14 protein-coding genes are annotated in these 15247 nt (G+C 71.5%); 9 read left to right on the forward strand and 5 right to left on the reverse strand.

The genetic code is table 11. The features are described from left to right. Positions 1 to 34 precede the first annotated feature (34 nt). Genes OG985_RS41365 through OG985_RS41375 form a run of 3 tightly spaced genes read left to right on the forward strand, consistent with a single transcriptional unit; the run spans position 35 to position 4508 of the window. Positions 35 to 2545: a thioester reductase domain-containing protein gene (locus tag OG985_RS41365; RefSeq protein WP_371673534.1), complete on the forward strand. Its 2511-nt coding sequence runs from the start codon at positions 35 to 37 to the stop codon at positions 2543 to 2545. Further along, a complete protein-coding gene (locus tag OG985_RS41370; protein ID WP_371673535.1) occupies positions 2542 to 3681 on the forward strand; it encodes an alpha/beta hydrolase in 1140 nt (379 codons plus the stop codon). Before OG985_RS41365 ends, OG985_RS41370 begins: the two co-directional genes overlap by 4 nt. A 59-nt stretch (positions 3682 to 3740) precedes the next feature. Next, complete coding sequence (locus OG985_RS41375; RefSeq protein WP_371673536.1) at positions 3741 to 4508, forward strand: alpha/beta fold hydrolase; 768 nt, start codon at positions 3741 to 3743, stop codon at positions 4506 to 4508. A 113-nt stretch (positions 4509 to 4621) separates the two neighbouring features. Here the strand turns inward: OG985_RS41375 and OG985_RS41380 are convergent, their stop codons facing one another. Together OG985_RS41380 and OG985_RS41385 are read right to left on the reverse strand one after the other, a co-directional pair. Continuing rightward, the gene (locus tag OG985_RS41380) at positions 4622 to 5155 is read right to left on the reverse strand and encodes a DoxX family protein (protein ID WP_371673537.1); all 534 of its coding nucleotides are present in this window, start codon (positions 5153 to 5155) and stop codon (positions 4622 to 4624) included. A gap of 87 nt (positions 5156 to 5242) precedes the next feature. After that, the gene (locus tag OG985_RS41385; protein WP_371673538.1) at positions 5243 to 5935 is read right to left on the reverse strand and encodes a GAF and ANTAR domain-containing protein; all 693 of its coding nucleotides are present in this window, start codon (positions 5933 to 5935) and stop codon (positions 5243 to 5245) included. 460 nt (positions 5936 to 6395) lie between these two features. Here OG985_RS41385 and OG985_RS41390 point away from each other — a divergent pair, with 460 nt between their 5' ends. The 3 genes from OG985_RS41390 (at position 6396) to OG985_RS41400 (ending at position 10186) form a co-directional block, all read left to right on the forward strand. After that, positions 6396 to 8450 carry a DUF1996 domain-containing protein gene (locus tag OG985_RS41390; protein WP_371673539.1) on the forward strand — a complete coding sequence of 685 codons (2055 nt, stop codon included), beginning with the start codon at positions 6396 to 6398 and terminating at the stop codon, positions 8448 to 8450. 177 nt (positions 8451 to 8627) lie between these two features. Next, a complete protein-coding gene (locus tag OG985_RS41395) occupies positions 8628 to 8837 on the forward strand; it encodes a hypothetical protein (protein ID WP_371673540.1) in 210 nt (69 codons plus the stop codon). A gap of 134 nt (positions 8838 to 8971) precedes the next feature. Beyond that, the gene (locus tag OG985_RS41400) at positions 8972 to 10186 is read left to right on the forward strand and encodes a serine hydrolase domain-containing protein (protein WP_371673541.1); all 1215 of its coding nucleotides are present in this window, start codon (positions 8972 to 8974) and stop codon (positions 10184 to 10186) included. A gap of 58 nt (positions 10187 to 10244) precedes the next feature. On the opposite strand, the gene OG985_RS41405 is transcribed toward OG985_RS41400, so the two are convergent. Both OG985_RS41405 and OG985_RS41410 read right to left on the reverse strand, forming a co-directional pair. Next, positions 10245 to 10901: a fasciclin domain-containing protein gene (locus OG985_RS41405; protein WP_371673542.1), complete on the reverse strand. Its 657-nt coding sequence runs from the start codon at positions 10899 to 10901 to the stop codon at positions 10245 to 10247. 340 nt (positions 10902 to 11241) lie between these two features. Then, on the reverse strand, positions 11242 to 12345 hold the full coding sequence (locus OG985_RS41410; protein WP_371674642.1) for an acyltransferase family protein: 1104 nt from the start codon (positions 12343 to 12345) through the stop codon (positions 11242 to 11244). A gap of 397 nt (positions 12346 to 12742) precedes the next feature. Here OG985_RS41410 and OG985_RS41415 point away from each other — a divergent pair, with 397 nt between their 5' ends. Beyond that, positions 12743 to 12919 (forward strand): hypothetical protein, encoded by a 177-nt coding sequence (locus OG985_RS41415; protein ID WP_371673543.1) that lies wholly within the window; start codon positions 12743 to 12745, stop codon positions 12917 to 12919. A 252-nt stretch (positions 12920 to 13171) separates the two neighbouring features. Continuing rightward, the gene (locus OG985_RS41420; protein ID WP_371673544.1) at positions 13172 to 13768 is read left to right on the forward strand and encodes a DUF4383 domain-containing protein; all 597 of its coding nucleotides are present in this window, start codon (positions 13172 to 13174) and stop codon (positions 13766 to 13768) included. A gap of 7 nt (positions 13769 to 13775) precedes the next feature. On the opposite strand, the gene OG985_RS41425 is transcribed toward OG985_RS41420, so the two are convergent. After that, entirely contained in the window at positions 13776 to 14663 is an 888-nt protein-coding gene (locus OG985_RS41425; protein ID WP_371673545.1) for an oxygenase MpaB family protein, read from the reverse strand. A 269-nt stretch (positions 14664 to 14932) separates the two neighbouring features. Between OG985_RS41425 and OG985_RS41430 the strand changes: the two genes are divergently transcribed. Further along, on the forward strand, positions 14933 to 15193 hold the full coding sequence (locus tag OG985_RS41430) for a WhiB family transcriptional regulator (RefSeq protein ID WP_371674643.1): 261 nt from the start codon (positions 14933 to 14935) through the stop codon (positions 15191 to 15193). Positions 15194 to 15247 lie beyond the last annotated feature (54 nt).

Consider the following 15247-nt stretch of genomic DNA (forward strand, 5'->3'; position numbering starts at 1 on the left):
GACGAAAAGACCGCGTACTTCGTGAAGGGCTCCCATGCGTGAGATGAACGAGACCGCGTCGGCGCACGCCGAACAGCGGGCCACCGCCGAGGAGATCGAGCGGGGTGGGAGCGGACTGGGTGTGAACGATCTGCTCGCCAGGGTCATGCAGGCCGCCGCGCCGCCCGAACCGACGGCCGCGGGTGCAGGTGCGGGCGCCGGTACGGGTGCAGGCACAGGTGCCAGTGCGGACGGCGGTCCCGCGGACGTCGCCGTACTCGTACCGGCCGGCCCGGAGACGACCCCGGCTCCTGCCCCCGCTCCCGTCCCCGGTCCGCCGATTCAGGACCTGGACCGTCTGGCCGCCGTCATCGCCGACACCGCCGGCCGCTTCCTGCCCGGCGGCCACCTGGCTCCGGACGCGGACTTCTTCGACGCCGGGGGCAGCTCCGTGAACGCGGTGGAGCTCGTCGCGACCCTCGAGGACGAGTTGGGCATGGAGGTCGACCTCGACGAGGTGTTCGCCGACGCCCGTCCGCGCAGCCTCGCCCGGCGCTGGCTGCAGGTCACCGGAGGGACACCGGTGCCCGCCGTGACGGCCTCGGCGACCGCCACGCCGACGCCGACCACCACCACCCTCCCGACCACACCCCTCCTCACCGCCCCCCTGCCGACCCTCGCGCGCCCGACCGCCACCCTCGCCCCCGCCGCCGACGCCACCCCCCACTCCACCGCCCGCCGCGAGGACCTGGACCAGATCCTCGCGGACCTCGCTCTCGCCGACCGTCTGCCGTTCACCGGCTCGCCCGAGCCCCTGCCCCCGCGCCGCGTCCTGCTGACCGGCGCGACCGGCTTCCTCGGCAGCCACATGCTCCTCGACCTCCTGCGGCACAGCGACGCGCACGTGTACTGCCTGGTCCGCGCGCCCGACGAGGAGGCGGCCGTGGCCCGCCTCGCCGAGGCGCTCCGGGGGTACGAGCTGCCCTGGTCGTCGGAGGTACGACGGCGCGTCACGGTGCTGCCCGGCGACATCCGCCGTCCGCGGCTCGGGCTGTCCGACGAGCTGTGGCACACGCTCGCCGGTGAACTGGACAGCGTCGTGGGCGTGGCGGCGGCCGTGGACTTCCTGCGCGGTTACCACTCGTTGCGCGCCGGCAACGTCCTCGGCGCGCTGACCCTGGCCGAACTGGCCTCGGCCGGCCGCCCGAAGCCGCTGCACCACATATCCTCGATCGCCGTCTTCAACGAGGTCGGCATCACCTCCATGGGTGAGGACGACCCCCTTGCCCACGTCGACCGCCTCGTCGCGGGCTACGACCAGACGAAGTGGGCCGCCGAGGTCGCCCTGCGCCGCGCCCGCGACCACGGTCTGGTCGTCACGGCGCTGCGGCCGGGCGGCATCGGCGGGCACACCAGAACCGGCGCCCACAATCCCCAGGACCTGAGCAGCGGCCTGATCTCGGCGTTCGGCCGCTTCCGTACCGTTCCGGCGTTCCGCCACCTGAACGCGGCGCCCGTCGACTGGGTGAGCCGTGCCGCCGTCGGCGTGATCTGCGAACCCGACGCCTGGGGATTCGACTACAACCTGACCGGCGTGCCGAACACCCTCGACGACGTCGTGGCGGACATGGCGCTCGGCGGTATGCACGTGCGGGTGCAGGACTGGGACGAGTGGCGGACCGAGGCGCTGGCCCGTCTCCAGGCCGAGCCGGTTCCCGAACTCGCCTTCCTGGAGCGGGTGTTGCAGAATCCGGCCGCCCTGAAGCTGTGCGAGGCGACTCTCACGGGCCCCGCCGCCACCATGGACCGCACCGCCACGGTCACCGACGCGCTCGGCCTCGCACCCGCCGCCCGCTACGACGCGAGGGCGCAGCTGCGGACCTTCGAGAAGCTCGCCCACGACGGCCTGGCCCGCCTCCCGCACAAGGACGACCAGCCCTACCTGTGGTTCTCCGAGACCGCGGAAGGCAGTGTGCGCCCGATCGGCACCACCGCCACCGCCACCGCCTGTTCGATGGAGCTGACGCTCTCCATCGCGAGCATGCACCAGCTCGTCACGGAGCGAAGGGTGGACGCGCGCGGCCGACTCGGCTGCACGGCTGTGCACCCCGAGCCGATGACCGTGCATCGCGGCGACGTGTGGGTCCGCCCGGACGAGGGCATCCCCCAGCAGCACGGCATGCGTCACCAACTTCTGCGCTACCGGCTGCAGTTGACCGACACCGACGGCGGGCGCTGGTGGCTGGAGGGCCGCAAGTACGCCCGTGCCCGTCGCGATGTGTGGCGCCAGACCCGGGCGCTGAGCATAGAGATCGGCCGCGAGGGCGAGGCGGCGAGCCTGGCGGGCGAGGTCGTCGTCCCCGCGGAGTCCTACGTCCGTGACCAGATCGACGGCATCAAGGTCGACCCGCGTCTGACCGGACAGGAGAAGCGGGCGGCCAAGCTGACCTGGCTCGCCTGGTTCGGCCTGGAGATGGGCCGCGGCCTGCTCGGTCCCTTCGCCCGGGCCGCCGCCGACCTGCTCGACCTGCGCCGCACCCAGACCCCGACGGAGCACAACCGATGATCATCAAGGCGACGAACACCAAGGGCAGGCCGGCCCTGCGCCGCACCCGTACCGGCACGGCGCTGCGCCCCCTGCGCCACCGCCTCGACCCCGCGGCCGTCGAGGAGATCCCCTTCCGCGCGGGCGACGGTGTCCGGCTGGGCCTGACCCGCGTGGGCGGCGGCGAGGAGGACCGTCCGGCCGTCCTGCTGCTGCACGGCCACACCGCCTCCGCCGACATGTTCCTGCTGCCGGAGACCCGCAACCTCGTGGACGTGCTGCTCGACGACGGCTACGAACCGTGGCTGCTGGACTGGCGGGGCAGCTGCCGGCTCCCCTACAACGAGACCGGCGGGAAGTACACCTACGACGACGTCGCCCTCCACGACATCCCCGATGCCGTCGCCCACATCCGCGCCCGCATCGGCGACGAGCGGCCCCTGTTCGTCGTCGCGCACTGCATCGGCTCCCTCACCCTGTCGCTGAGCATGACGGCGGGCCTGGTCCCCGGCCTCGCCGGCGTCGTGTCGCAGGGCGTGTTCCTCACCCCCAAACTCGCCGGGCGCACCTCGCTGCGCATGACGCTGGCCGGGGAGCTGCTGAAATCCCGCATCGACCACATCCCCGTCGACTTCCGCAAGGTCGGGCTGTGGTCCAAATACACCCCCCTGTTCGCCCTGGCGTCCCGCAAGGCGGAATGCCCGGACCCGACCTGCCAGATCCTGCACAACTCCGCGTGGGGCACGGGCGCCTCGCTCTTCGCCCACGAGAACCTGACCGCGACCACCCACGACCGGCTGGCCGAACTCCTCGGTCCCGCCCCGCTGTGGATCCTGCCGCACCTGCGGCGCATCGAGCTGGCCCGCAGCGTGGTGCGCTGGCACGACACCGACCTGCGCTACCGCGCCCTGCCGCCCAACGCGCTCGACGCGGCCGCCCGGATCGACACACCCGTCCTGCTGCTGTCGGGCAGTGAGAACGGCCTGTGGCTGGATTCCCAGAAGCTGTGCAAGGACGTACTGGCCCACCGGCAGCCACAACTGGACGTGACCTACCGGGAGATCCCCGGCTACGGCCACCTCGACACGTTCATCGGCCGGGGCGCCGCCCTCGACGTGTTCGGTCACATCCTCGACTTCCTGGGCTCCCGACGGTGACGCCGGCCTGGGCCGACAGCTACCGTACTGGCCAGTAACCGCAATGGGAGGGGACCGGCATGCCGCAGTTCGAGGTCGACGGCGCGACACTGACGTACGACGACGAGGGGCCGCACGACGACGCCGGCGTGCCCCTGGTCTTCGTCCACGGCTGGACCGCGAACCGGCACCGCTGGGACCACCAGCTGACGCACTTCGCCCAGCGGCGCCGGGTGATCCGGCTCGACCTGCGCGGACACGGCGAGAGCAGCGGTGCGGGCGTACGGACGGTGGCGGCGCTGGCGGAGGACGTCCTGGCCCTCCTCGACCATCTGAAGGTCGACCGGTTCGTCGTCGTCGGCCACTCGATGGGCGGCATGATCGCGCAGACCATCGCCCTGTCGCACCCCGAGCGGGTCGAGCGCATGGTGCTCGTGAACTCCATCGGCCGCATGGCCTTCAGCCGGGGGAGAGGCCTGCTGATGGCGGTGTCGACGCTCGTCCCGTTCAAGCTCTTCGTCGCCACGAACATCCAGCGGGCCTTCGCCCCCGGCTACCCGCGCGAGGAGATCCGCGCGTACGTCCAGGCCTCCGCGTCCCTGCCGCAGGAGGTCGTGATGACCCTCTACGGCGCCATGCGGGCCTTCGACGTCCTAGACCGGGTCGGTGAGATCCACACCCCCACCCTGCTGGTGCACGGCTACCACGACATCCAGCTGCCCGTGTCCCAGATGCTGCGGATGGCGAAGGACTATCCGGACGCGGTGATCCGCATCCTGGACGCCGGCCACGAACTGCCCGTGGAGAAGCCCGCCGAGCTGACCGAGGCACTCGACCGCTTCGTCTGAGCGGCCCTCCGCACGATGCGGCGCCGCGCGCGGTGGGCCGCGACGGTGGTCGCGCCCCGGCCGGCGGGGTAACGCGAACAGTCATCCGGCGGGGCACCGGCGCCCCGCCGCGGTCACACCGGCAGCTTGGCCCGGAGCCCGGCGGCCGTGGCGGCCGGGCGCCCGGCGGCGCGCACGGAGCGGCGGATCAGCCGTGCGTCACGTTCCAGGTCCCGTACGGTGTGGCGGCCGCGCCAGACCAGGGACGGGCGGCCGGCCGTGTCGTCGGCGGCGATCAGCAGGCCGCCGAGCATGGACAGGTTCTTGAGGAAGTGGATGCGCTGCTGGGCGCGGTCGGAGGGGTCCTCCGCCTCCCAGAAGCGGTGGCCCGCCAGGGTCGTCGGCACCAGCGTGGCCGCGATGGCCAGCGCGGCCGACCGGGGCATGCGGCCGAGCCCCAGCAGGACACCCGCCGCCACCTGCACCGCGCCGTTGAGCCGTACGAGCTGTTCGGTACGTTCGGGCAGTGCCGTGACACGCTCGGTCACCGGCCGTACGACGGGCTCGGCGGCCGGGGCCACCGATTTCGGGTCGCGAACCGAGTTCAGACCGCCGGCGACGAACATCGAGGCGAGCATGGGACGGCCGGCCACGCGCAAGAGACTCATGACTCTCTCCAATGTTGTGGGCATGCGGTCATGGTCGAGTCCCCACCCCGGGCCGGCCCATTCGCCGTCTTCCGGGACCGCCGCAGCTCACTGCACCGGGCTGCCGGTCTCGCAGACCCGGCGGGCGATGTCGCGCAGCTTGGTGTTCGTCGCCTGGGAGTGCTTGCGCAGGATGTCGAAGGCCTGCTCCTCCGTGATGTGGTGGCGGCCCATGAGGATGCCCATCGCCTCGCCGATGGTGTGCCGGGTGGCGATGGCCTCCTGCATCTGGGCCTCGTTCCGGGCTGTGGCCAGGGCGACCGCCGCGTGCGAGGCCAGCAGCCATCCGGCGGTCTCACTGGCGTCGGTGAAGACGCCGCTCTTGCGCGAGTAGACGTTCAGGGCACCGAGCTCCTCCTCCTCGGTGTAGAGCAGGAACCCCATCATGCTGCCCACCCCCAGCTCACGGGCGCGCGGAACGTAGTTCGGCCATCGCTCGGAGGGCTGGGTGAAGTCGGGGATCCGGAAGACCCGCTCACCGGTGTCGGGCCGGGCCACGTCGTAGCACGGGCCTTCCCGCAGCTCCTCCTGGAGCCGGTCGCTGTCGACCACCATCTGCTCAGTCGGCGCGTACGACCGCACCTTGCCGCGGGAGAGGACGAGGATCCCGGCCGCGTCGCAGCCCTCGACCAGCTCCACCGCCGACGCCGTGGTCCCCTCCAGGGTGGCGCTCACGCTCTCCTGGGCCAGCAGGTCCCGTGCCATGGAAGCCATCTTCTGCGCGAACATGCGCCAGTCCACCGGTCCTCCTCACGCAGACTTCCGTCCACCCTGGCACATGCGCGCGGGCCGCGCCGCTTTCCGCAGGTCGAGGGCGTAAGCGCGGCGGCGCGCGGGCCCGGCGGCGGCAGCCGCGGCACCAGGTCGCGGAGCCGGAGCGGAGAGGGCACCCCTGCCGTACCTCGGCCGCGGCCCTCGACGGACGTCCTCCACGGCGCCGGGACCCGGGCCGGCGGGCGACCTCGCCGAAGGGGTTGCGGTAGGCGGCGGAGCCGGTACGGTTGCGGACCGAAACCGCGGCTGGGTCACCGGCGGCGGCGCACGGCGGCCTCCGTCGGTGCGACCACCGTGACCTGCCGCGTCGGAAGTTTCTTACGAGCTTCATAAGAATTTCCGAGTCGCTTGAACACATCGGCTCACGGCTGCGTATGGGACGGGGGCTTGGTATACCCGGCCGGTCGAGACGCGCAGGAGTTATTCCGTGGGACGCAACAAGCGCAGACGCCCAACAGGCGCACGACGAGCGAGCTTCGCAGCAGTGGCACTGATGCTGGGCGGCGGCGGTCTGGTGGCGGCGAACGTGTACGCCTCCGCCACCGAGGACGGTTCGGGGCCCGAGAGCTCCCCCGTCTCGGGGGCGGCCACGATCGACTGCCCGGACGTCGGCGATCAGCTGACCACCGTTCCGGACGAGGCGCGAGAAGAGGTCGACAAGGAACTCGCCCTGCTGGACGGGCAGATAGCCCAGGCCTATCAGCGGCTGCAGAATCCGGCGGAGGCGGGCGACAAGAACCGCGCCGACGTCGACAGCGGGATCATGAACCCGCTGAAGGAGGACCGGGCCGCGACGATCGAGCGGATCGCCGCCGCCATCGAGCGGGTCGGTGACCGTCCAGAGGGACTTGACGAGCTCGCTCCCTGCACGCTGCGCGAGTCCGAGGAGCAGTCGGGCGACGGCCAGGACGGCGGCGACGGCCAGGACGGCCAGGACCAGCAGCAGGGCGACGGCCAGGACCAGGGCGGGCAGCAGGCGGGCAACGGAGGTCAGGCGGGCAACGGCCCGGTCGCCGCCGACTACGCCGACATCACCTCCGTCCAGCCCAACGCACAGGCGCCGAGCGCCCAGTCGGACGGGTCGACCGGCACCTTCACCACCCAGTGCGGGGTGAACGAGAACGGCCTGTTCAACTCGGACAACGTGATCGTCGCCCCGGGCGTCGGCAACGGTGCCCACCACTTCCACGACTACGTGGGCAACCAGGCCAACAGCGCCTTCGCCAGCGACGACGACCTGGCGAACGGTGACACGAGCTGCGAGGACGAGGGCGACAAGTCGACCTACTACTGGCCGGTGCTGCGCCTGCAGAACGGCACACAGGAGCAGGACGCCAACGCCCCGGGCGGCGGCACCGAGGGCAACGCGGGTGAGATCGTGACGCCCAAGGAGGTCACCCTCACCTTCGTGGGCAACCCGCGGAGCAAGGTCACGGCCATGCCGCGGCTCCTGCGCATCATCACCGGCGACGCCAAGGCCTTCGTCAACGGCACGGCCAACGCCAACGCCTCGTGGAGCTGCACCGGGTTCGAGGACCGGCAGTTGAAGGACAAGTACCCGCTGTGCCCGCAGGGCAGTGACGTGGTCCGCACCTTCAAGTTCCAGAGCTGCTGGGACGGCCGCAACATCGACAGCGCCAACCACCGCACCCACGTGGCGTTCGCCCAGGCCGACGGCAGCTGCGGGGCCGGCTTCCAGGCCATTCCGCAGCTGGCGCAGCGCATCGTCTACGACGTCGACGCGCCGAGCCTCCAGGACGGCGGCCGAACCACTCCGTTGTTCGCGGTGGACTCCTTCCCCGAGCAGCTGCACAAGCCCGTCACCGACCACGGCGACTTCATCAACGTCTTCGACGAGGACCTGATGGGTGAGCTGGTCGACTGCATCAACGAGGGCCGCGACTGCGGTGCCGGCGCGGCGGAGGAGCCCGGCGGCAACGGTGACGACCCCCAGGAGGAGCCGACGGCCACCGCCGAGCCCCCGGCCGGTGGGGACGACGGGGCGGAGGACCCGGGTACCCCCGGCGGCGACGCGACCTCGCAGCCCCCGGCCGCGACGCCGACCTCCGGCGGCGACCAGGACAACGGCTCCGACGGGTCGGACGGGTCCGACAACGGCAACAACAACGGCGACAACGGCAACGACAACAACGACGACGGCAACGGCGGATCCGACGACTCAGCGGGTTCCGGAGGTTCCGGCGCCGACGAACCGAAGGTCTACTCGACGTCGGCGTCCACCCACCGTGCCGAGGCCTCGGCGGACGACACCTCGGACGACCTGGGCAGCAGCGGGGCGGACGCCTCCGCCGCCCCGTCGAACGGTGTCGGCGCGCAGGCCGCCGCCCCGCAGACGGAACCGCAGGCGAACCGGGGCGGCCTCGCCGAGACCGGCACGCAGCTGTGGCCGGCGGCAGCCGGAGCGGTACTTCTCATCTGCGGTTTCCTGCTGCTGCGACGCACCAGGCGCGGCGGGATGTGACACCTTCCCGGTAACGACCGGCGGCCGGCCCTGAGCTCAGGGCCGGCCGCCGGTCGTTCGTGTGTCCCGTGCGCGGGTGCGGACGGGCGCCGTCGGTTCACGCGAACGGCCCGTTCATCAGGACGTGACAGCGGGGTTGCGATGTGCTGGACGCATCGCCACCAAGGGAGTCGCCTCGTGTACGAGATGTGCGTAGGTCCGCAGACAGGAAGCGCCGAGCTGGTGTGGCACGTGGTGGCCCGGCAGGGAGCCGGCAGTCTCTGTGGGATCGAGCTGTCCGCACCGGTACCGGGCGCTGCCGAGACGAACCGCCACTGTCTCCCCTGTATGACCCGCTTCCAGCAGCTCCTGGACGTCGCGGACAAGCACGGAGCGGACAAGCACTGAGCGCTCCGCTGGAAGCGCCGCGACGCGCCGTGGAACGCCTGCGGCACCGTCGTGGTGGGCCGCGCAGTTCCCCGCGCCCCCGCGGGCGCTGCCGAACCCTGGTGGATGTCGCCCCGACCTGCTGAGGAGCCCTGATGCCGTCACGCCCCGCACGACCCCGTCGTGCCCTGTCGCGCCCACGTCTGCGCACCGCGTTCCTCGGCGCGGCCGCCTGCATGGCGGTGCTGGCCCCGGCCGCCACGGGCACCGCGGCCGGCACCGCCGCCGACACCGCGTCCGGAGGCGCGGACGACCCGGTTCTGCAGCGGCAGATCGACCGCCTCGTGAGCGAGTCCGGCGGCCCTCCCGGAGTCATCGCCGTGCTCCGCAGCGACAGCCGGACCCGTGTCCTGCGCGCCGGGGTCTCCGACCTCGCGACGGGCCGGGCACCGCGCGCGGTGGACCACATGCGGATCGCGAGCACCGCCAAGGCCTTCAGCGGAGCGGTCGCCCTGAGCCTGGTCGGCCTCGGTGACCTGGACCTGGACGACGCGCTGCGGGAGCGTCTGCCCCGTCTGCCCGCCGCCTGGGGCTCGGTGACGCTGCGACAGCTGCTCAACCACACCAGCGGCCTGCCGGACTACACGAGTGACGCCGAGTTCCTCGCCGTGGTCACGGCCGACCCACGGCACCACTTCGACTCCCGCCGCCTGCTCGACTACGTGGCCGACGAACCGCTGCGGTTCACTCCGGGCAGCCGCTACGCGTACTCCAACTCCGACAACATCGCCGTCGCCCTGATGGCGGAGGCGGTCACCCGCACCCCGTACGAACGACTCCTGGGCGAGCTGGTCTACCGGCCGCTGGGCCTGCGCGACACCAGCCTTCCGCAGGGCTACCGCATGCCGAAGCCCTACCTGCACGGCTACGACATGAGTGATCCCGCGTCCCCGGAGGACATCAGCGAAGTCCTCAGCGCCTCCGGAGTGTGGGCGTCCGGCGGCATCGTCTCCACACCGGCCGACATGACCCGGTTCGTGCGGGGCTACGCCGGAGGCGCGCTGTACGGCAACAGCGTGCTGCGGGAGCAGCGACGGTGGATCGCCGGCGCGTCCGAACCGGCCGGCCCGGGCGGCAACTCCGCGGGACTGGGCATCTTCCGCTACACCACGCGGTGCGGCGTCGTGCTCGGCCACACCGGCAACTTCCCCGGCTACACGCAGCTGGTGGCCGCGACCCCGGACGGCCGCCGCTCGCTCACGTTCTCCGTCACCCGTCAGATCAACGCGTCCGTCGACCCGGCCCGACTCGAGCGGCTGCGCGCCGTCCAGGAGAACTTCGTCTGTTCGCTGCTGCGTACGCCGCGCTGACGCCGACTCCCGGGCGCCGGTCCCAAGGCGCCCAGGAGCCTGGTTCGCGGGTCCCTGTTCAGCCGGCGGGCATCAGGACGGTGTCGATGATGTAGACGTTGGCGTTGGCGGTCCTGACGTTGCCGCAGACCACCTTGGCGGCGTCGTTGACGGTGTAGGACTCGCCGGAGCCCGCGGTGGTGAGCTTCGACTTCTCCAGCGTGTCGAAGGAGCCGTTCTCCAGGTCCGCCGGCGTGAGCTTCTCGCCCACCACGTGGTAGGTGAGGATCTTGGTGAGTTGGGCCTTGTCGTTGAGGACCTTGTCGAGGGTGGTCTTCGGGATCTTGGCGAAGGCGTCGTTGGTCGGGGCGAACACCGTGATGTTCTCGGCGTTGTTGAGGGTGTCGACGAGACCGGCCTTCTTCACGGCCGTGACCAGCGTGGACAGGGCCGGGTTGTGGGACGCGGCGGTGGCGACCGGGTCCTTGGCCATGCCGTCGAAGGAACCGGCGCCGTCCTGCGGCACCGCCGAACAGGCGGGCCCGAACGGCTCGTCGGCCGTGGTGGCGTTGCTGCCGGAACCGGCCATGCTGTCGTCCGCGGCGGTCGCGGACGCCTTGGCGGAGGAGTCCGACGCGGCCGTGTCGCCGCTGTCGTCGGAGCAGGCGCTGAGGGCCAGCGGCAGTACGGCCGCGGCGGCCACGGTCAGGGCGACACGGCGGATGCGGGTGTTCATGAGGGTTCTCCTGCTGAGGTCGGCGGCGAGCGCCGCACGTACACGGGAAAGGGGGGAAAGCGGCCCGCAGTGGGAATTCCGAGCCGAGGAACGGATGAGGCCGACTGCGTCAAAACCCGCCCGGGCGTCGCTGCGCCCGGCAGGGCCGGCATGCGTCCCACCCGTCCGCTTTCGCGGTTTCTTCGCTTCGTCCGTCACGCCGGGAATCCGGTCCTGACGGTTGCCGGGATTGGTCGAGAACCCGATCGGGCGAAGTTTTTTCTCAGACCAATCCGCGTGTGAGTCCGCGTCGGATTACCCACTCGGCCGGATCACCGGCGGGCCGTACCTTTCCCATTGCTCAGCGGGTCGGCGCCTCGCGCGGGTGCGTCGCGGGGAACGCCCAGCGCACCTCCGGTTCCACGGCGACGCGGAAGATCCGGCGTACGGCGGGAGTGCACAGCGCCGTCACCACCGTGGCGGCGACGACGGTGACGGCGATCTCGCCGAACGGGCGGTGCAGCCAGGCGTGGTCCCACACACGCCAGTGACCGACGGCCTGGAGGACGAAGCCGTGCAGCAGGTAGCCGTACAGGGTCCCCGAGCCCAGAACGGTGAACCAGACGCGCCGGTTGGGCACCAGAGTGAGGAAACAGGTGACGAGAACGACCGAGCAGCCGAAGAGGGCGAGCGTCATCGCGGGCCCCGTCCAGGGAGCCGCCCCGAGCTCCCGGGCGCTGTCCCGGTGGAAGAGCCAGGCGTAGTTCCCGCGCGGCACCGCCCAGTAGGCGAAGAGGCACGCGCACACGAGCACCGGCAGAGCAAGGGCGCGCACCTCGCGCCGGCGCAGCAGGCCGAAGTGCTCGGGCCGCAGACACAGGCCGAGCACGAAGTACGGCAGGAACTGCAGGACACGCTGCAGGTCGAGGTCCTCGCCGATGGCGGGCGACAGCGTGGCCAGCATCGCGACGCCCAGTGCCAGCGGCAACGGCCGGCGTACGGTGCGCCAGAACGGGGTGGTCAGCCGCCAGATGAACAGCGCCGCCAGGAACCAGGTCAGATACAGGGGTTCGAGCAGACTGATCGGTCGGTCCGGAGCGTTGTCGGTCCACCTGGTGAAGAGGGTGTAGGCGACCTCGAAGACGACGTAGGGCAGGGCCACGCCGGTCACCAGGCGCCGTATGCGCTGCGGGGCGGCGTCGAAGCTGCGGGAGAAGTAGCCGGAGAGGATGATGAACGCCGGCATGTGGATCGCGTACACCGTCATGTACAGCGCGGTGACGGTTCTGCTGTCCGAGCGCAGCGGTTCCCAGGAGTGGCCGACGGCCACGAGCACGATCGCCAGGTACTTCGCGTTGTCGAAGAACGCGTCGCGCTGACCCGTCCGCACGGCTTCCGGCGGGGCGGCGGCAGCGGTCCCGTCCCCGGCCGTGGCAGCGGGGAACGGCTTCCCGGCCTGCCGGATCCCGGGCTGCTCGTGCGTGGACCCGGTCGCCGTCACCGCAGGTGCTCCGACCGGTGAGGGTGGCGCGCTCCGACGTCGACGTGTCCGGGGCGCCTCGTGGCGGGATCACTGTGCGGCATCCCCGTCGCCTGACCACTTCCGTGCCGCGCAAACCTGCGCCGGCCCTCGAAAGATCCAGAAGGTGCGCCGAACGCCGACCACGGGCTTCGCATTTTCGTCAGGCCGCGGTGAACCGCGTGGGGTACGCCACCGCTTTGGCCCCTTCTGTGTCAACGTCCCACGTCGACGCGGGATTTGTCCGCCATTTCCGTGGCGGCGGGCTGTGTTCCTCGTCGACCTCTGGGCATTCGGATCTCACCGCGTCGGAAAGACGACACCACTCGGGAAAGAGGAATCCATGCTCGGCATCATCGCGGCGGTCCTGTTCTTCATAGCGTTCCTGATCAATGCGGCGGACATCTCGACCAACGACACCTTCACCTCGACCAACTTCATGCTGATCGGGCTCACACTGCTGGCCCTGCACGTCGCGGGTATCGGGAGTGCCTGGGCCGGCCGCAGCCGTAGAAGGTGACGTCCGGCGCCCGGATGCCGAGGAGTCGAGGTGTCCGGCCGGAGCGGATGGCGGGCGACGGAAGATGTCGGCCGGCCGGGATCCCTTCCCCCGAGGGATCCCGGCCGGCCGACGTCGGCTGGGGCGTGACGCGGATTCCGCGTCCGAAGTGAAACCAAATGCCCCATGTATGGCGAACAGTGGGCAGGGTGGCCGATGCGGAGTGCCGCCCGGAGGGACGCGGTGACGTGCCCCCACCCCGAAAGGACCGCCATGCAACTCAGTGACGAGCTTCCCGTCGATCACAAGCTGGCCGCCGTCTACCGTTACGGCGCCGCACTCTGCGGACTCATCCTGCTGGCCTTCGGCAGCCTCGGGTTCGCCGACCGCCTGAGCCCGTTCGCCACGGACGGGCAGCACCTCGCGGGCATGTCGACCAACGGTGTCCTCAGTCTCGTCTCCGTCGTCGTCGGCCTCGCACTGATCGGTGGGGCGCTCGTCGGTGGAAACTTCGCGTCGACGCTCAACATGGTCGTCGGAACGCTGTTCCTGCTGAGCGGGTTCGCCCACATCTTCATCCTCGACCGGCCCGCCAACGTCCTCGACTTCGGCATGACCAACGTGATGTTCAGCTTCGTCATGGGGCTGGTCGTGCTCACCTTCGGCATGTACGGGCGCGTCTCCAGCAAGCTGTCGCACGACAACCCGTACTGGCGTCGTCGTCACGCCCGCGAGGCGGCCCGCGAATCCCTCGCCGCGCGCCGCCGCCCCGCCCGCCCCGGCACGGCGCTCCCCACCGGTCGGGGTGGCACCGCCCTGGATCTCGCGGACCCGGCGCCGACCCCCACCCAGGTGCAGCGCGAAGGGTGAGGCGCGGTCATTCCGACGGCGGGGACGGAGCGGGGCGCGAGGGTGCCATCGCCCAGCGCACCACCGAGGTGATGAGCCCGCCCAGCGGCCGTACGCACACCTCGTCGACCACCGGCAGCCGCGGCAGCCGGAGCTCGCGTGCGGCCCAGGAGGGCAGCAGGGAAACGGCGTTCGCGGCGAGCACGCCGTACGGGAGCCGTACGGCCAGCGGAACGGGCGGTTCGAGCAGCAGGAAGCGTGCGGCGGCCCGCGACTGGGCGGTTGCCCGCAGCTCGGACCGGTACGCGTTCAGCCGCCGGGTGAGCTCGGCCCGGTCGGTGGGCGGATCGACGACACCCAGGGCGGCGGCGACCCGCGCGGTGTCGGCGACGTACCCGTCGCAGGCGTCCTCGGACAGCGGATGTGCCCCGTAGCGCTGGTGGGCCCGGAGGAAGCTGTCGGTCTCCGCGACGTGGACCCAGCCGAGCAGGTGCGGATCGGCGGCGTGGTACGGCTCGCCCTCGACGGTCGTGCCGCGCACGCGTTCGTGGACCGCGCGGACCCGGTCGCAGGCCTCCTGCGCGTCCTCGGCGGTTCCGTACGTCGTCATCGCGAGGAAGGTGCTCGTGCGCTGGAGCCGCCCCCAGGGGTCCCCGCGGTAGCCCGAGTGGGCGGCCACGGCGGCCATCGCGAGCGGGTGCAGTGACTGGAACAGCAGCGCGGACAGCCCTCCGATGAACATCGAGGCGTCACCGTGCACCGTGCGGATGGGGCGCTCGGGGCCGAACCAGCGCGGTCCCGGCGTGCCGTGGATACGGGCGCGGTTTCTGGGGCCGTCCGGCCCGGCGACACGGGCGAAGAGGCCCTTGCCCAACTGCTCCCGCAGATCTGGGGTGAGGGTTCCGAGGAGTCTCATCGGTGGGTCCTCCTGCCGGCGGATGGGCGGCGGGCTCGGTCCGCGTGCCGGGGCCGACGGGGGTCGCCGCCATCAGGTGTTCGGCCGCTCGCGGGTCTTCGGATGCGATCTCCCGGGGTCGAACCCGCCGCGGGGCGTCCGTCAGTCATATAGCTGGAATGGTGGAAAAAGCCTATATTGTCCCCACCTCTGCCGGGTCACGCGGTGCGGTCCGCGCCGCGCTTCCGAGCTGCCCGAACGGGCGGCGCAGCCGATCGGTGGATTTCGTGATGAACATTTTTCGTGGCCATTGGCGCGAGCTGGCAGCCTGTCGTTCCGAGGACCCCGAGCTCTTCTTCCCGCTGGGTGAGGTCGGCCTGTCCCGGACGCAGATCGAACGGGCCCGCGCGGTCTGCCACCGCTGCCCGGTGATGACCGCCTGCGGCAGCTGGGCGCTGCGCAACGGCGAGAGCCATGGTGTCTGGGGCGGCATGACGGCGGCCGAACGCCGGGCTCTGCGCCTGCCCCGGTTCACCGGAGGCCAACGGTGAGGGAGCGCGCGGACCCAGGCCTTCCGCGGCCGCGTGGTCGCGTGGTCGCGTCGG

The sequence above is a fragment of the Streptomyces sp. NBC_00289 genome, assembly GCF_041435115.1.
GTDB lineage: Bacteria > Actinomycetota > Actinomycetes > Streptomycetales > Streptomycetaceae > Streptomyces.